The organism is Mycobacterium sp. AT1 (assembly GCF_002043095.1).
In the GTDB taxonomy this organism is placed as follows: domain Bacteria; phylum Actinomycetota; class Actinomycetes; order Mycobacteriales; family Mycobacteriaceae; genus Mycobacterium.
The window spans coordinates 83,187-99,181 of the sequence record NZ_MVOC01000057.1 but is presented as its reverse complement, the minus strand read 5'-3'; the positions used below and the strand labels follow the sequence as shown (position 1 = coordinate 99,181).

General features: G+C 68.1%; 17 protein-coding genes. 9 read left to right on the top strand and 8 right to left on the bottom strand.

Annotated elements, in window-relative coordinates:
* Window positions 1-49: 49 nt before the first annotated feature.
* Complete coding sequence (locus tag B1790_RS25250; RefSeq protein ID WP_079926022.1) at window positions 50-724, top strand: class I SAM-dependent methyltransferase; 675 nt, start codon at window positions 50-52, stop codon at window positions 722-724.
* Between the two features lie 31 nt (window positions 725-755).
* Here the strand turns inward: B1790_RS25250 and B1790_RS25245 are convergent, their stop codons facing one another.
* Complete coding sequence (locus B1790_RS25245; RefSeq protein ID WP_079926129.1) at window positions 756-1,523, bottom strand: DUF2127 domain-containing protein; 768 nt, start codon at window positions 1,521-1,523, stop codon at window positions 756-758.
* A gap of 186 nt (window positions 1,524-1,709) precedes the next feature.
* Between B1790_RS25245 and B1790_RS25240 the strand changes: the two genes are divergently transcribed.
* Window positions 1,710-2,786: a GGDEF domain-containing protein gene (locus B1790_RS25240; RefSeq protein WP_233165310.1), complete on the top strand. Its 1,077-nt coding sequence runs from the start codon at window positions 1,710-1,712 to the stop codon at window positions 2,784-2,786.
* Between the two features lie 10 nt (window positions 2,787-2,796).
* Here B1790_RS25240 and B1790_RS25235 read toward each other — a convergent pair whose 3' ends face one another.
* The 6 genes from B1790_RS25235 to B1790_RS25210 form a co-directional block, all read right to left on the bottom strand.
* Window positions 2,797-3,867, bottom strand: coding sequence for a prenyltransferase (locus tag B1790_RS25235; protein WP_079926021.1), 1,071 nt, complete (start codon window positions 3,865-3,867; stop codon window positions 2,797-2,799).
* A 3-nt stretch (window positions 3,868-3,870) separates the two neighbouring features.
* Window positions 3,871-4,605, bottom strand: a complete 735-nt coding sequence (locus B1790_RS25230; protein ID WP_079926020.1) for a class I SAM-dependent methyltransferase — start codon at window positions 4,603-4,605, stop codon at window positions 3,871-3,873.
* On the bottom strand, window positions 4,599-5,834 hold the full coding sequence (locus B1790_RS25225; protein WP_079926018.1) for a glycosyltransferase family 4 protein: 1,236 nt from the start codon (window positions 5,832-5,834) through the stop codon (window positions 4,599-4,601). The genes B1790_RS25230 and B1790_RS25225 overlap by 7 nt, the downstream gene beginning before the upstream one ends.
* Before the next feature lie 114 nt (window positions 5,835-5,948).
* Window positions 5,949-6,404, bottom strand: coding sequence for a PPOX class F420-dependent oxidoreductase (locus B1790_RS25220; RefSeq protein ID WP_079926017.1), 456 nt, complete (start codon window positions 6,402-6,404; stop codon window positions 5,949-5,951).
* A gap of 9 nt (window positions 6,405-6,413) precedes the next feature.
* A complete protein-coding gene (locus B1790_RS25215) occupies window positions 6,414-6,731 on the bottom strand; it encodes a hypothetical protein (RefSeq protein WP_079926016.1) in 318 nt (105 codons plus the stop codon).
* A 7-nt stretch (window positions 6,732-6,738) separates the two neighbouring features.
* On the bottom strand, window positions 6,739-7,254 hold the full coding sequence (locus B1790_RS25210) for a hypothetical protein (protein ID WP_079926014.1): 516 nt from the start codon (window positions 7,252-7,254) through the stop codon (window positions 6,739-6,741).
* Between the two features lie 84 nt (window positions 7,255-7,338).
* On the opposite strand from B1790_RS25210, the gene B1790_RS25205 reads away from it, so the two are divergent.
* The 7 genes from B1790_RS25205 (at window position 7,339) to glgX (ending at window position 15,564) form a co-directional block, all read left to right on the top strand.
* Window positions 7,339-8,724, top strand: coding sequence for an acyl-CoA dehydrogenase family protein (locus B1790_RS25205; protein WP_079926013.1), 1,386 nt, complete (start codon window positions 7,339-7,341; stop codon window positions 8,722-8,724).
* Window positions 8,725-8,821: 97 nt separating this feature from the next.
* Complete coding sequence (locus tag B1790_RS25200; protein ID WP_079926012.1) at window positions 8,822-10,666, top strand: hypothetical protein; 1,845 nt, start codon at window positions 8,822-8,824, stop codon at window positions 10,664-10,666.
* Window positions 10,663-10,860: a hypothetical protein gene (locus tag B1790_RS25195; RefSeq protein WP_079926011.1), complete on the top strand. Its 198-nt coding sequence runs from the start codon at window positions 10,663-10,665 to the stop codon at window positions 10,858-10,860. Before B1790_RS25200 ends, B1790_RS25195 begins: the two co-directional genes overlap by 4 nt.
* Window positions 10,857-11,291 (top strand): hypothetical protein, encoded by a 435-nt coding sequence (locus tag B1790_RS25190; protein WP_079926010.1) that lies wholly within the window; start codon window positions 10,857-10,859, stop codon window positions 11,289-11,291. Before B1790_RS25195 ends, B1790_RS25190 begins: the two co-directional genes overlap by 4 nt.
* A complete protein-coding gene (locus B1790_RS25185; RefSeq protein WP_079926009.1) occupies window positions 11,288-12,574 on the top strand; it encodes a hypothetical protein in 1,287 nt (428 codons plus the stop codon). Before B1790_RS25190 ends, B1790_RS25185 begins: the two co-directional genes overlap by 4 nt.
* Before the next feature lie 17 nt (window positions 12,575-12,591).
* Entirely contained in the window at window positions 12,592-13,143 is a 552-nt protein-coding gene (locus B1790_RS25180) for an isochorismatase family protein (RefSeq protein ID WP_079926008.1), read from the top strand.
* A 243-nt stretch (window positions 13,144-13,386) separates the two neighbouring features.
* The gene (glgX, locus tag B1790_RS25175) at window positions 13,387-15,564 is read left to right on the top strand and encodes a glycogen debranching protein GlgX (protein ID WP_079926127.1); all 2,178 of its coding nucleotides are present in this window, start codon (window positions 13,387-13,389) and stop codon (window positions 15,562-15,564) included.
* Between the two features lie 56 nt (window positions 15,565-15,620).
* On the opposite strand, the gene B1790_RS25170 is transcribed toward glgX, so the two are convergent.
* The gene (locus tag B1790_RS25170) at window positions 15,621-15,986 is read right to left on the bottom strand and encodes a hypothetical protein (protein WP_079926007.1); all 366 of its coding nucleotides are present in this window, start codon (window positions 15,984-15,986) and stop codon (window positions 15,621-15,623) included.
* Window positions 15,987-15,995 lie beyond the last annotated feature (9 nt).

Sequence of the window (15,995 nt, the reverse complement as noted above, 5' to 3'; positions counted from 1 at the left end):
CTGGACGCTACTACAACTCGTTGCGACCAGCAACGGTAAGTTGACCGTCATGAGCACCACCGAGACTGCCCTACCGGCTGCCGCCGCCCATTTGTTCGAACTCGCCGCGCAGGTCACCGGCTTCATGCCCGCCGACGAAGGCCGCGCGCTCTACGACGCGGCGGTCACCTACCTCGGTGACGGGGTCGGCGTCGAGATCGGCACCTACTGCGGCAAGTCGACCGTCATGCTCGGCGCCGCGGCCCAGCAGACCGGCGGCGTGCTCTACACGATCGACCATCACCACGGCTCCGAGGAACACCAGCCGGGCTGGGAGTACCACGACACCACCATGGTCGACGAGGTGACGGGACTCTTCGACACCCTTCCGACGCTGCGCCACACGCTCGACGCCGCCGGGTTGGACGACCACGTCGTCGCCGTGGTCGGCAAGTCCTCCCTCGTCGCACGGTCGTGGCGATCCCCGTTGCAGCTCTTGTTCATCGACGGCGGACACACCGACGCCGCGGCCCAGCAGGACTTCGACGGCTGGGCACGATGGGTCGCCGTCGGCGGCACGCTGGTGATCCACGACGTGTTCCCCGACCCCAACGCCGGCGGTCAGGCCCCGTACCGGGTGTACCGCAGGGCACTGGACACCGGTGCGTTCCGCGAGGTGTCCGCGATCGGTTCGATGCGAGTGCTGGAGCGCATCACCGGCACGCCAGGCGAGGCGCTCGACTAAGCCGACCGAGCGGCAGCCCGTTCGAACAGTCCTATGCGCGAGCGGCTGCCCGCTCGACGTCGAGGAGCTGCTCACCCCGCCGTTCCTCGTCGTAGGCCTTGCGTCCACCCCGAAGGCCGAACAGCCGTTTGGACATCAGCAGGTAGATCACGGCAGCCACGTTGATCGTGAACGCGGCCACCCGGGTCGTCGTGATGCCCTTGAACACCAGGTCGTAGATCTCCAACGGCAGGAAGACCGACGTCGCGATGACGGCGAAGTACTCACCCCACCTGGTCAGCAGCCACAGCCCGACGCCCTCGACGAGTTCCAGGATCGCGTAGGCGACCAACGCCAAACTGATCAGCACCAGAGTGGACGGTCGGGCCGCCAGCGCCCGCTCCAACTCGTGGATTGCCGTCATCTGGTCGACCTTGATCCCGGAGGCCCGCAGCAGCGGCAGGTCCCGGTCGAGTGCCGCCTGGATGGATCCCCTGGCACCGTGGAACGTCCACACCGCCCACGCGGCGAACGCGATCAGCACCGCGCGGATCCAGCGCTCCACCGCGAGTGCGCGCAGGATGAGCGCCTGCCGCAGCGCCTTGCCCCGGATGACGAGCGGCGCATCCTCGGTGGGCCCGCGCCCGTGGGGTGGCCCCGACACGAAGTCCCCGCAGCGCAGGCAACGCCACACCTCGCCGAGACCCGTCCTACCGCTGAGCCTCTCGGCGAGCGCGTCGTCGTCGGGCGCGTAGGTGACGTGGCCGCGCCGCGCACACGTGAACAACGCCCAGCGGTCGTGGTCACGAGCTACGTCCATGGCGGGCTCCTTGCCGACGGTGAGTGCGAAATCCGAGGTTGCCCCGGCGACGACACTACCCACGGCGCGTGGCAAACGCGGCGGCGGAACCCCAGCGCGCGGTTGTACGTTGAGCACCTGAGCCATACCGCAATCCGCCGATCTGACGGCCATGCATAATTTGCTCACTGGGGCGGGAGGGTGGACGTGGGCGCATTCGGGCGCTGGTGGCGGCAACCCAGCCATTACGACTGGTTGAGCGGTTACATCCACTCCCGTGGCATCAGCCGGGCCACCCGCCTCATGATGGCGGTGATCTCGGCGTCGCTGTCGCTGTGCCTGGTGGCCCTCCTGCTGGGGGCGGGCGGTCCGCGCGACCCCCTTCCGGTGGCGATGACGTGGCTCGCCTTCGCCGGCGGTGTGTCCGGGATGATCCTGTGGTCGGTGCGGTGGCCGAGCCCCGCGCAATCGGTCGCGTTCGCGTTGGTGACCAACACCTCGATCGCCCTCGCGTGCCTGGCCTACCCCGAACCGGTGTCCACGCTCGTCGGCTGCATCGCCTTCGCGACCAGCGGTGCCTACATCGCGTTCTTCCTCACCTCGAAGTACGTCGTCTACAACTTCGCCGTCGCTGCGGTCGTCGCCACCACCGCGGCGGTCCAGATGGCCTCGGACGGACACGTCGCGCTCGCGGCGGTGGACCTCTTCCTGGTGCTGCAGGTGAACATCGCACTGCCGCTTGCCATTCAGGTGCTCATCCGGGCGCTGACCAACGACCTGGTGCGGGCCGAGCTCGACCCGTTGACCAACCTGTGCAACCGGCGGTCGTTCCAACTGGAGACCACGAGCCTGCTGCTGGCTACACCCGCGACGGACATGTTCCTGCTGGTCGCGGTGGTCGACCTCGACGACTTCAAGTCGATCAACGACCGTCACGGCCATCTTGCGGGCGACCGGGTTCTGGTCGACGTGGCCAACGCCTTGCGGGCGAGCGCCTGCGAGACGGCGATCATCGCGCGCACCGGCGGAGAGGAGTTCGTCGTCGCCGACACCTCCCCCACCGGTGACGCGACGCCGCTGGCCCAACGGATCTGCGACACCATCGCCCAACTTCCGGTGCCCGTCACCGCCAGCGTCGGCACGGCGTGCGCACGGCTCGACGAGGTGCCCGCGCGTCAGCACGAGTCGATGGTGCACTATCTCGTCGGGGTAGCCGACAAGGCGATGTACCGCGCCAAGCGCAGCGGCGGGAACAGGTTCCACCACCACGGTTACATCCGGTGAACTCCGGTGGTCAGCGGCCGGATGTCGCGCAGGCGCAGTCGAATTCGCCCTCGAGACCGCGGGGAAGATCGACGCCACGGAAGATGCCGCTGCCCGCCGTCGTCGACGACAGCGCGTCGGCCGCGAGGATCATGGCGGCACCCGTCCACGTGGTGCGCTCGACGGGCCAGCGCTTGCCGTCGGAGAACACCAGACCGGTCCAGTAGGAGCCGTCCTCCTCGCGGAGGTGCTGCATGGCGGCGAACTGCTCGTGTGCTCGTACCGAATCGCCGATGGCGTCCAGCGCCAGCACCAGTTCACAGGTCTCGGCGCCCGTCACCCACGGCCGGTGGTCGACACAGCGAATGCCGAGACCCTGCACGACGAACCGGTCCCACCGCTCGTCGATGCGCGCCCGTGCGGCGCCGCCGCGCAAGGCTCCGCACAGCACCGGGTAGTACCACTCCATCGCGTGGTCGTCCTTGAGGTTGAACGACTCGGGATGCTCCACGATCGCGTGGCCAAGGGTGCCGACGGCCACCTCCCACTCCGGCTGCGATTCGCCGACGTAGTTGGCCAGCGCCAGCGCGCACCGGATGCTGTGGTGAATGCTCGCGCAACCCGTGAGCAACGCCTCCGGCAAGATTCCGGATTGACTTCTGGCCCAAGCGATCTCGCCGCCGTCGAGCTGCATCGTCAACACGAAGTCGACGGCTCGCCTGACGACCGGCCACATGTCGTGAGCGAAGCCGCGGTCACCCGTGACCAGCACGTGGTGCCACACGCCGGTGGCGACGTAGGCGCAGAAGTTGCTGTCGCTGTTGCCGTCTTCGAGAACGCCGTTGCGCATTTGGATCGGCATCGAGCCGTCGGTGCGTTGCACGTTGCGGCACCAGTCGAAGGCCGCCCGCGCCTGGTCCCACAGTCCGGTGACGGTCAACGCCATCGCGTTCTCGACGTGGTCCCACGGGTCGGTGTGCCCACCGGTGAACCACGGCAGCGCCCCTGAGGACTCCTGCGTCGCGGCGATCGACTCCCCCGTTTGACGGCACTGTTCCGGCGTCAGAACGCCTGGGACCCCAGGAATCTCGTGACGCCGCACGGATCAGGCCGCCGGCTTCTGGAAGCCCGCCGGCTTTTCAAAGTACAAAGCGACGCTCTTGCCGATCAGCGGGTTGAGCAGCGACTCGGCGTTGCGGGTCAGCCACGGCCGGGACATCATGTCCCACACCAGCATCTTGTGATAGGTCGTGACGAGCGGATTGTCCGGCTTGTCGACGCCGACGGCGCACTTCAACCACCAGAACGGCGAATGCAGCGCGTGCGCGTGATGCCGGTGGTCGAACCGCATGCCCCTTGCGGTGACCTTGCCCTCGAGTTCGTCGGCTCGGTAGATGCGGATGTGTCCGCCCTCGTTGGCGTGATACTCGTCCGAGAGCGCCCAGCACACCTTCTCGGGCAGCCAGCGCGGAACCGTAACGGCAAGTCGCCCACCGGGTTTGAGCACGCGGACCAACTCGTCGATCGCGGCTTCGTCCTGCGGGACGTGCTCGAGGATCTCCGAGGCGATCACGAAGTCGAAGGTGCCGTCGTCGTATGGCAGGTCGAGCGCGTCACCCTTGACGGCCTCGGCCTTCGCCGACGCGGGCGCCTCGCCCTGTTCCTGCATCGCCTGCAGGATCGCGTCGACGTTGTTCAGCTCGGCGACGTCCTGGTCGAAGGCGACGACGTCGGCCCCCCTGCGGAACGCCTCGAACGAGTGCCTGCCCGCTCCGCATCCCACGTCGATGAGGCTGCTGCCCGCACCAACACCCAACCTGTCGAAGTCGACGGTCAACATGTCTTCACTCGTTTCATTGCGCGTTCGTAGACGGCGACCGTCTGTGCGGCCACCGATTCCCAACTGAAGACGTCCACGGCGCGCGCGCGGCCGTTGGCGCCGAGTCTGCGCAACTCCAATGGGGAGTCGAGCAATTCGCCGAGCACTCTGGTCAGGTCGTCGACGTCGCCGGGGCGGACCAGACGTGCGCACACGTTGTCCTCGCCGACGACCTCGGGAAGGGCGCCAGCGCGGCTGGCGACGATCGGCGTGCCGCTGGCCATCGCCTCGACGGCGGGCAACGAAAAGCCTTCGTAGAGAGAAGGAATGCAGGCCACCTCGGCCGAAGCGAGCAGGTCCGCCAGTTCGTTGTCGGTCAAGCCGCTCGAGCTGTGCACGATGTCGGAGATGCCGAGTTCGGCGATCAGCTTCTCGGTGGGCCCGTTCGGTTCGAGCTTCGAGACCAGCTGAACGTCGAGATCACGCTCGACCCGCAGCCGGGCCACGGCATGCAGCAGATGGCTGACGCCCTTGAGCGGGACGTCGGCACTGGCGATCGCGATGATGCGGTTGCGCACCCGGTGCTCGCTGGGCCGGAACAGCTCGGTGTTCACGCCGAGGGGCACCACGTGCAGCTGGTCGGGGTCGACGTCGAAGTCGTCGGCGATGTCCACGGCCGACGACGTCGACACGGTCAGCAGCTCGGGAATCTTGCGCGCGACCTGCTTCTGCATCTCGGCGAAGGCGTACCACCTCTTGACCAACGGCTTGCGCCACCACGTCGCGGCGGCGACGTCGACGACGCGGTCCCTGGTGATCGGGTGGTGCACCGTGGCCACCAGCGGCAGGCCGAGCTTCGCCACCTTGAGGAGAGCGTCGCCAAGGCTCTGGTTGTCGTGGACGACGTCGAACTCGTCGCGCCGTTCACGCAGAATCCGCGCGACGCGCATGCAGAACGTCTTCGGCTCGGGGAAGCCGGCCGTCCACGTCGTGAGGAGCTCGAGCAAATCGATGCGGTCGTGGATTTCCCTGACGTGCGGGACGCGGAACGGATCGGGCTCTCGATAGAGGTCCAGGCTCGGCACCTTGGTCAGACGCACCCGCGGGTCGAGACCCTCGGGATATGGCTGCCCCGAGAACACCTCAACGTCGTGGCCAAGTTCTACGAGACCGCGACTCAAATGACGGACGTAGACGCCCTGTCCACCACAGTGCGTCTTGCTTCGATACGACAGAAGGGCAATCCGCATGGCTAATTCACCGCGGCCAGAGTCGGAATCTGCGCTCTGGACATGTGTCCAGACTATAGTTTGACTGGCTAGCTGCCGCAACGCGGCCATCCGCGACGACCGCGGCGGGCAACGTCACGGCGGCGGGAATCCGCCGGTCGCCACCGGCCCCCAACGCACCGGCGTGACCCTGATCAGGCATTTTCCCTGGTCGACCATGGCCTGGCGGTACTCGTCCCAGTTGGAGTGCTCGCCGGCGACCGCCCGGAAGTAGTCGACCAACGGCTCGACCGCATCGGGCAGATCGATCACTTCCGCATCCCCGTCGACCTGCACGTACGGGCCGTTGAAGTCGTCGGAGAGCACCGTCACGCTGGCGCGTGGATCGCGGCGAACGTTCGCCGCCTTGGCCCGCTGCGGATAGCTGGCGACGACGATCCGGCCCGCCTCGTCGACCCCGCCCGTCACCGGCGAGCTCTGCGGCGAACCGTCCGATCGGAAGGTGGTCAGCACCATCCGATGCCGGGGTCGGACGAAGTCGAGCAGTGCGACGAGGTCCACCCGGTCGGCGGTGGCGTAGTTGCGGGCCATCCCTGCAGCCTACGGACGGTGGTCCGGCTTGCGCTTCAACGTCCAGGACGGAATCCAGTGGGTGACGGACTTCCGGTTGGGGCCGTAGGTGATGTCGTAGGTGACCAATCCCCACCAGAAGCCCTGCTCACAGAGCCCCCAGCAGCTGAGTCGACCCTCGACGACCGCGTGCATCTGCAGGCCGGCCGGGTTGTAGCCGCCGGTTCGGTGGGGTTCGCGGGGGAAGACGGCCGACAGGTCGACCAGGACGGGCGTCGGTGGGTCGACGCGGCGGAACGCCTGCTGCACCGGCTGACCGTGATAGCCGATCGACTGGAGCTCGCCCATCGTTCGATCATATGTTCGAACGGGGTAGCACGAATGCGAAAGGCCGCGGGAAGCCGAGCACCTGGAGTTGGGCCCCGGGAATCGCCGCCGTCGGCACCCGCCGCACCTCGCCCGACGACGGCTCGTAGCAGTCGAACGCCATGCCGTCGCAGCCGACGAGGAGCACCCAGTGCCGCGGGATCACGTTCCCGATCAGCATCGCGACCGGCCATCGCGCCCGAACGGCACGTTCCACATCGGCCAGTTCGTCACCGGGTCGCGCCAGCCGCCAGCCGTAGCGGACGCGGTGCGCGGCGCTGTGCACGCTGACGACCTTCGCCATGCCCCACGGCGTGGTGCCGAGCGTGCGCGGCCAGATCCGATTCGCCACCGCATGCACCCGGCCCTGCTCGGCGTCCGACCAGCGCGGGTCCGCGAGGTTGGCGCGGTAACCGGGGTCGAGAAGCGCACCAGCCATCAGCGCGACGGTGGGCCCGCAGGTCACCCCGTCGCGCTGGCGAAGACGCGGCACGACGAGCTTCACCCCTCCGAGGCTAGGCCGACCGACGTGATTCGGCGCCGCCCGAGTGGGTATCAGTGAACACATGTATACCGAAGGGCGGACCGCATGAGTTTCGACCTCACCCCCACCATCGCGCAGCACGACCTGGCCAGGCGCGCCCACGAGTTCGCCGAGGACGTGATCCGTCCGGTGGCCGCCGACTACGACGCCCGCCAGGAGTTCCCGTGGCCCGTGCTCGAGGAGGCCGCTCAGCAGGGCTTCTACAGTCCGCTGTTCTATCGCGACCTCATCGGCGACCCCAGCGGCCTGTCACTGCCGATGTTCATGGAGGAGATCTTCTGGGGGTGTGCGGGCATCGGCCTCGCCGTCGTCATGCCCGCGCTCGCCCTTTCGGCGATCGGGCAGGCCGCCTCACCGGAGCAGATGCTCGAATGGGCGCCGCAGTGCTTCGGCACCCCCGGCGACCTGAAGCTGGCCGCGCTGGCCATCTCCGAACCCGAGGGCGGCAGCGACGTCCGGAATCTCCGCACCACCGCGCGCCGGGATGGTGACGACTGGGTCATCGACGGCCACAAGATGTGGATCGGCAACGGCGGCATCGCCGACGTGCACGTCGTCAACGCGAACGTCGACCCCGACCTCGGTCACGAGGGCCAGGCGCTGTTCATCGTGCCCGGCCTCACGCCGGGGCTGGAGATGGTCCGCAAACTCGACAAGCTGGGGTGCCGCGCCTCGCACACCGCGGAGCTGAAATTCTCCGGCGTCCGCGTGCCCGCCGCGAACCTGCTTGGCGGCCACGAGAAGTTGGAACACAAACTGGCCAAGGCCCGCGAGGCCGTCGAAGGCGGCAAGCACTCCGGGTCCGCGACGCTCGGGGCGCTCGAGCAGACCCGGCCGATGGTCGCCGCGCAAGCACTCGGAATCAGCAGGGCCGCACTGGAATACGCGACGAGCTACGCCAACGACCGCGAGGCGTTCGGCGCTCCGATCATCGACAACCAGGGCATCGCCTTCCCGCTGGCCGACCTGGCGACCCAACTCGACGCCGCGCGGTTGCTGACCTGGCGGGCCTCCTGGATGGCGGCGACCGGCGTGCCGTTCGAGCGAGGCGAGGGATCGATGGCCAAACTCGCCGCCACCGAACTGGCGGTGAAGACCACCGAGCGCGCGATCCAGACGATGGGCGGCTACGGCTACATCAAGGACCATCCGGTCGAGAAGTGGTACCGCGACGCCAAGCTCTACACGATCTTCGAGGGCACCAGCGAGATCCAGCGGATGGTCATCTCCAACGCGCTGGGCGCCGCGGACGGCAGGCCCCCGATGCACGTCGACCTGGAGCCGACGGGCGGACCGCTGAACGCCTGGTTCGGCCGCGGCACCCCCGCAAGAACCAGGGTCGCCAATCGGGCCATGGAGGCCCGCGACCGCGTGCCGCCGCCGGTGATGAACCTCGCGATGAAGGTGCTCAAGCCCCCGCGCAAGAAATGACGGCCGAGGTTCGCGGTACCCCTGGTATCGCCTCGCCCGGTCTGGCAACATTACCGACGGGTAGGGTTCCGTCGTCCGCAGGACTCGACAAGGGGATATGACAGTGCAGTCGTTGCAACCGAACGTGGCGTATCTCGCGCAGGGCACCGAGGGTGGCGGCGCCGCCCTCAACGAGATCATCGGCCTCTCCGCGGGCGGGTTGGTCGTCGGCGTCGCCCTCATCTGGGTCGGCTACCTGCACCGAATGCGGAAGATCACCTGGCTGCACGATCTGGGCGAGTGGGCCGGGCGCAAGTTCAACCGGCCGGCGTGGGTGGCGCTGCCCATCGCGTTGTTCATCACGACCATCATCAGTGCGCTCTTCGGCTTCATCTGGGACGTCAGCCTGCACATCGGAAAGGGCCGCGACCCCGGCCCCCTGGCGAACCCCGCGCACTACTTCATCCTCTTCGGACTGTTCATCCTCTTCGTCGCCGGCTGCTTGGCCTGCGTGCTGCCCTACGACAAGCCGGGACCGTCCGCCGTCCGCATCACCCGGCACTGGTATGCCCCCGTCGGCGGCCTCCTGATGGCCGGCTGCGGCCTCTACGCCCTGATCGGATTCCCGCTCGACGACGTCTGGCACCGCATCTTCGGCCAAGACGTCACGCTGTGGGGTCCCACCCACCTGATGCTGATCGGCGGCGCCGGCTTCTCGACGCTGACCGCGCTGTACCTCGAGCACGAGGGCCGCCGCGCGGTCGGTGAGAACCAGCCCAAGGACGGCCCCGGCATCAAGTTCATCCAGTACCTGGCCTTCGGCGGCATCGTCATCGGCTTGTCGGTCTTCCAGGTGGAGTTCGACTTCGGCGTCATGCAGTTTCGCCAGGTGTTCGAGCCGATGCTCATCGCCGCCGCAGGCGCCTTCGCTCTGGTGGCCGCCCGGATCATGCTCGGCCGCGGCGCGGCGATCGTCGCCGCCCTGCTGGCCATCGCGCTGCGCGGACTGGTCGCGATCCTCGTCGGCCCCATCCTCGGCGCGCCGATCAACTGGTTCGCCCTCTACCTCGGCGCCGCCGTCGTCGTCGAGTTGATCGCCCTCACCCCGCTGATCAAGAAGCCCCTGCTGTTCGGTCTCGTCGGCGGCATCGGCGTCGCGACCCTAGGCCTCTGGCTGGAGTCGTTTTGGATCGACGCCGTCTACCGGTACTCCTGGCCCACCAGCATCTGGCCCGAGGCGCTGGCCATGGCCGTGCCGGTCGCCGCACTGGTCGGCGTGTGCGGCGCGATGGTCGGCATGGTGCTGACCAACCAGAAGCTGCCCAGCCGCGCGATCGGCATCGGCATCGTCACGCTCGCCGTGATCGCCATCGGAGGCGCCACCGCGAACGGCCTGCGGTACGACGTCCCGCAGAACGCGACCGCCTCGTTCACCATGACCGAGGCGCCCAGCATCGGCGACCAGCGCATGGCCACCGCCGACATCCGGATCAACCCACCGGACCTGATCAGCGAGGACCCCAACTGGGTCTCGGTGCTTGGCTGGCAGGGCGGGCTGGCCAACCAGCGCGGCATCTTCGTCGACCACCTCGAGAAGGTCGGCCCTGGCCACTACCGCTCGACCCAACCGATGCCCGTATCGGGCCAATGGAAGACGCTGCTGCGCGTCCACGACGGCCGCATGCTGACCGCGGTGCCCATCTACCTGCACGGCGATCCCGGCATCGGAGCGCCCGAGGTGCCCGCCGACGCGCAGATGACCCGGCCGTTCGTCTCCGAGATCACCATCCTGCAGCGGGAGCGCAACCCCGACACGCCGCAGGCACTCTGGCTCATCGGCTGCCTGATCGTCCTCGCCGGCACCCTCCTCATGATCGCCGGACTCGCTTGGGGCGCAGGCAGACTCAACAAGAACGAGCCGACCGAGAGCAAGACCGAGTCCGAGCCAACCGCGCGGGTATGAGCCAGGCACCCGACGTCCAAATCCTCGCCGACCACTCGGCGCTGCTGGCGATCCCGGCGTTCGCACCGGCCATCCTGGTGGTGGCCGTGGTCATCTGGGTGGCGCGGCGAGACCGCAGGCTGGAGGCCGAAGAGGACGAGGACGCGACACCCAGCGGACCTTCAGCCGCCGCCGACCAAGATGGGACACCGTGACCACGCAGACGACACTCGCCGCCCTGACCGCCACCACCGCGTTGCTCCTCGCGGGATGCGGCGGATCCACCGATTCCGGTGCGACGTCGAGCAGTGCGACGGCCTCCGGCGGCTCGGGCAGCTCGACCTCCATCCCGCAGCTGTCCGACCAGCAGGCTCCCCCTGAGCAGCTCGTCGTCGACGTCACCATCAAGGGCGGCAAGGTGACGCCAACCAACGAACAACTTCAGGCCAAGGTGGGCGACCCGATCGTGCTTCGGATCGACAGCGACGCCGCCGACCAGCTGCACGTCCACTCCAATCCGGAGCACACGTTTGCCGTCGAGCCGAAGCCCGGTCAGTCGTTTCAGTTCACCGTCACCGTGCCCGGCAAGGTCGACGTCGAACTGCACGAACTGAACCGCACGATCGCCTCCATCGCCGTGCAGTGATCCTCGCGCACGGCCTTGGTGGCTCGAACGATCTACCGATCCCGTACACCTACGCGCTGATCGGCGCGGCGTGGGCGCTGACGTTCACCTTCGCCGTCGTGGCCCTGGCGTGGAAGAAGCCGCGCTTCGACGCGAACAAGCCTGGCCGCCCGCTGCCGCAATGGGTGACGACGGTGTGCGACGCCCCCGCGACGCGCTGGACGGTGGCCGTTGCGGGGCTGCTGCTGGCGGCGTGGGTGGCGGTCGCGGCGGTGTTCGGTCCGCAGGACGGCGACAACGCGCTGCCCGGCGTCTTCTACGTGCTGCTGTGGGTCGGTCTGGTGGCGCTGTCGCTGGCGATCGGCCCGGTGTGGCGCCTGCTGTCGCCGGTGCGCACCGTCTACCGGCTGCTGCCGCCGTCGCGTCGCGCCCCACCGCTGAGCTATCCGGACGCGTGGGGCTACTGGCCCGCCGCCGCCGGACTGTTCGCATTCGTGTGGCTCGAACTCGCCAGTCCCGACCCCGGATCGCTTGCGGCAGTGGAGATTTGGCTTTCGGTCTATGTCGCCGTGACGTTCGCCGGCGCGTTGGCGTTCGGCACCAGGTGGAACGCGCGCGCCGATCCCTTCGAGGTGTACGGCGTGGTGGCGTCGCGGTTGTCACCGATGCGGCGCAACGACGACGGCCGCATCGCGATCGGCAACCCCTTCGACCACCTGCCGTCGATGCCGGTGCGGCCGGGAACGATCGCGGTGCTCGCGATCCTGCTGGGGTCGACGGCGTTCGACAGCTTCTCGGCGATGCCGCAGTGGCGCAACCTCGTCGACGAAGCGTCCGGCAGCACGCCGGCGATCGCGGTCCTCATCCGCACCGCCGGACTCCTGCTGTTCGCCGGCGTCGTGGCGACGACGTTCTGGTTCGCGGCCCGCGCGACCGGCGGGGTCGACGCGCAGCGCCGTCGCGAACTGCCAGGGCTGATGGCGCACTCGCTGATCCCCATCGTGATCGGCTACGTGTTCGCCCACTATCTGACCTACCTCGTCGAACGCGGCCAGCAGACGGTGCTGCGGCTGGTCGGACTGCCCGACGTCCAGCCGTACTACCTGCTGTCGTCGCACCCCTCGGTGCTGGCGACGCTGAAGGTGGGATTCGTCGTCGGCGGGCACGTCGCCGGGGTCATCGCCGCGCACGACCGCGCGCTGCGCCTGCTGCCCAAGCGCCACCAGGTGACGGGGCAGCTCGCGATGATGCTGGTCATGGTCGGCTACACCTTCACCGGGCTCTACCTGCTGTTCGGCGGCTGATCGGGGATACTGGCGGCATGCGCGCTCTGATCGTCGTGGACGTACAGAAGGACTTCTGCGAGGGCGGTTCGCTGGCCGTCGAGGGCGGTGCCGAGGTGGCGCGGCGGATCACCGAGCTGCTGGCCGGGCACGACTACGACCACGTCGTCGCCACGATGGACTATCACGTCGACCCCGGTGGGCACTTCTCCGAGGACCCCGACTTCCGCGACACCTGGCCGCGGCACTGCGTCGCGGGCACGCCTGGCGCGGAGTTCCACGACGGGCTCGACCCGTCGGCGTTCGAGGACGTCTTCCACAAGGGCCACTACTCGGCGGCGTACAGCGGCTTCGAGGGGTTCCACTGCGACCACGGCACCGGGCTCGCCGACTGGCTGCGCGGGCACGACGTCGACGCGGTGGACGTGGTCGGGATCGCCACCGACTACTGCGTGAAGGCGACCGCCGCCGACGCGGTCGCGGCCGGGTTCAGCACCCGGGTCCTGACGGGCCTGACGGCGGGAGTGTCGCCCACGACGACCGCCGAAGCACTCGACTCATTGCGGGCCGCCGGGGTCACGATCGCCTGAACCACCCCGGGTGACCGTGACCACACGGCCACCCGCCGTCGGTTTGCACACCCCGGTAATTGGGCAGTTCACACCCGGTGGCCAACCGGCATACCTCACGTTGGTGCGTTTCGCCCGCCATGCTCCCGCGGCCGATCGCACCGTATCGTCGCCTTGTTCGACCTTCACCTACACGGAGTGTGCATCTTGGCCCCACCCAGCTCGTCAGCCACCAGTTCGAAGGACACCGCGACGCCTGCCGTCATGCCGGCGTCGCAGCCCGACCCCCCTGCACGAGACGAGATGCAGTGGGAAATGTGGCCCGGCAAGGCCTACCCGCTCGGCGCCACCTACGACGGCTCCGGTAGCAACTTCGCGGTCTTCAGCGAGGCGGCCGACTACGTCGAGCTCTGCCTCTTCGACGCCGACGGCGTCGAGACCCGGCTGAAGCTCCCCGAGGTCGACGGATACATCTGGCATGGCTTCGTGCCCGACGTCGAACCAGGTCAGCGCTACGGCTACCGCGTGCACGGCCCGTACGATCCACCGTCCGGGCAACGCTGCAACCCGAACAAGCTGCTGCTCGACCCGTACGCGAAGGCCATCGACGGCACCTTCCAGTGGGACCAGTCGCTGTTCTCCTACGACTTCGGCGACCCAGACAGCCGCAACGACGACGACTCGGCGGCGAGCATGCCCAAGTCCGTCGTCATCAACCCGTTCTTCGACTGGGGCACCGACCGTCCGCCGCAGCACGAATACGCCGACTCGATCATCTACGAGGCCCACGTCAAGGGTCTGACCGAGACGCACCCCGACATCCCGGAGCGCAGCCGCGGAACGTACGCCGCGATCGCGCATCCCGCGATCATCGAGCACCTCAAGGACCTCGGGATCACGGCGATCGAGCTGATGCCGGTGCATCACTTCGCCAACGACTCCACCCTCATCGACAAGGGGCTGTCCAACTACTGGGGTTACAACACCATCGGCTTCTTCGCGCCGGACTCCAAGTACGGCGCCAGCGCCACGCCCGGCGGTCAGGTGCAGGAGTTCAAGGCGATGGTGCGGGCCCTTCACGAGGCCAACATCGAGGTCATCCTCGACGTGGTCTACAACCACACCGCCGAGGGCAACCACATGGGGCCCACCCTGTCGATGCGCGGCATCGACAACGCCGCGTACTACCGACTCGTCGACGACGACAAGCGCTACTACATGGACTACACCGGCACCGGAAACAGCCTCAACGCCGGCCACCCGCACGCGCTTCAGCTGATCATGGACTCCCTGCGGTACTGGGTGACCGAGATGCACGTCGACGGCTTCCGGTTCGACTTGGCGTCCACGTTGGCCCGCGAGTTCTACGACGTAGACAAGCTCTCGACGTTCTTCGAGCTGGTGCAGCAGGACCCGACCGTCAGCCAGGTGAAGCTGATCGCCGAGCCGTGGGACGTCGGCCCCGGCGGCTACCAGGTGGGCAACTTCCCTCCGCAGTGGACCGAGTGGAACGGCAAGTACCGCGACACCGTCCGCGACTTCTGGCGTGGTGAAGACGCCAGCCTCGGCGAGTTCGCGTCGCGACTGACCGGCTCGGCCGACCTGTACGAGCACACCGCCCGCCGGCCGGTCGCGTCGATCAACTTCGTCACCGCCCACGACGGTTTCACGCTGCGGGACCTGGTGTCCTACAACGAGAAGCACAACGAGGCCAACGGCGAGGGCAACAACGACGGCGAGAGCAACAACAGTTCCTGGAACTGCGGCGTCGAGGGTGAGACGGACGACCCGGAGATCCTGGCGTTGCGCGCTCAGCAGGTGCGCAACTTCATCACCACCAACATCCTGTCCCAGGGTGTTCCGATGATCTGCCACGGCGACGAGTTGGGCCGCACGCAGGGCGGCAACAACAACGGCTACTGCCAGGACAACGAGATCACGTGGATCGACTGGTCGACCGCGGACGCCTCGCTGATCGCGTTCACGCAGTCGGTCGCCGCGTTGCGCGCGGCGCATCCGATCTTCCGCAGGCGGCGGTTCTTCGACGGACGCCCGGTCCGCGTTCGGGGTTCCGAGCGGTTGCCGGACATCTCGTGGTTCGCGCCCGACGGCTCGGAGATGAGTGACGAGGACTGGGATTCGGGCTTCGGCAAGTCCATCACCGTGTACCTCAACGGGCAGGGAATTCCCGACCTCGACCCACGCGGCCAGCGGGTCACGGACGACTCGTTCGTGATGTGCTTCAACGCCCACCACGAGCCCATCGACTTCACGCTGCCGCCAAAGGAATTCGGCGCGGCCTGGCAGCCCGTGATCTACACCGTCGAGGGTGCGGTCATGGAGGGATCACGGCCGGTGGCGGCGGGCGCCGCCCTGTCGGTCGAGGCCCGCTCGGTAATGGTGCTGCAGGCCGCCGAGGAAAGCTCGGGAGCCCCCGACTAGACGCGCTGGACGATCCCGGATGGCCCGCCTGTGGCGGGCCATCCGGCGGTCGCGCGTTATTCGACGATGTCGAAGAACGACGAGCCGTCCTCTGGTGTGCCGTCGATCTGACCCTGCTCGCGGCCGTGGCGCTGCGTGTCGAGCCGGTCCAGCTCGTCGTCGGCCACCACCTCGAGCCCGCCGCCAGCGTCGGAGTCGTGGGCCTCGGTCTCGTCGTCGTCCTCGGCGTCCTCGTCGTCCAGCTCGGCCGTCACGTCGGGCACCTCTTCGGACAACCGCTCGTCGAGGGTCTCGTCGTCCTTGGCGTCGATCCACCGCTCGGGCGGATCGGCGACCTCGTCGCCGTCGTCGTTCCGGATCTCGTCGGAGTCGAGTTCTTCGGACTGCGACAGCGGGAAGTCGTCGAAATCGGATGTGGACATGCCGCCATG

Excerpts from the sequence above, each read along its gene's own strand:
- B1790_RS25250 (WP_079926022.1), top strand. The coding sequence starts at position 50 with ATGAGCACCACCGAGACTGCCCTACCGGCTGCCGCCGCCCATTTGTTC.
- B1790_RS25245 (WP_079926129.1), bottom strand. The coding sequence starts at position 1,523 with ATGGACGTAGCTCGTGACCACGACCGCTGGGCGTTGTTCACGTGTGCG.
- B1790_RS25230 (WP_079926020.1), bottom strand. The coding sequence starts at position 4,605 with ATGTTGACCGTCGACTTCGACAGGTTGGGTGTTGGTGCGGGCAGCAGC.
- B1790_RS25225 (WP_079926018.1), bottom strand. The coding sequence starts at position 5,834 with ATGCGGATTGCCCTTCTGTCGTATCGAAGCAAGACGCACTGTGGTGGA.
- B1790_RS25220 (WP_079926017.1), bottom strand. The coding sequence starts at position 6,404 with ATGGCCCGCAACTACGCCACCGCCGACCGGGTGGACCTCGTCGCACTG.
- B1790_RS25215 (WP_079926016.1), bottom strand. The coding sequence starts at position 6,731 with ATGGGCGAGCTCCAGTCGATCGGCTATCACGGTCAGCCGGTGCAGCAG.
- B1790_RS25205 (WP_079926013.1), top strand. The coding sequence starts at position 7,339 with ATGAGTTTCGACCTCACCCCCACCATCGCGCAGCACGACCTGGCCAGG.
- B1790_RS25200 (WP_079926012.1), top strand. The coding sequence starts at position 8,822 with ATGACAGTGCAGTCGTTGCAACCGAACGTGGCGTATCTCGCGCAGGGC.
- B1790_RS25195 (WP_079926011.1), top strand. The coding sequence starts at position 10,663 with ATGAGCCAGGCACCCGACGTCCAAATCCTCGCCGACCACTCGGCGCTG.
- B1790_RS25180 (WP_079926008.1), top strand. The coding sequence starts at position 12,592 with ATGCGCGCTCTGATCGTCGTGGACGTACAGAAGGACTTCTGCGAGGGC.
- glgX (WP_079926127.1), top strand. The coding sequence starts at position 13,387 with ATGCCGGCGTCGCAGCCCGACCCCCCTGCACGAGACGAGATGCAGTGG.
- B1790_RS25170 (WP_079926007.1), bottom strand. The coding sequence starts at position 15,986 with ATGTCCACATCCGATTTCGACGACTTCCCGCTGTCGCAGTCCGAAGAA.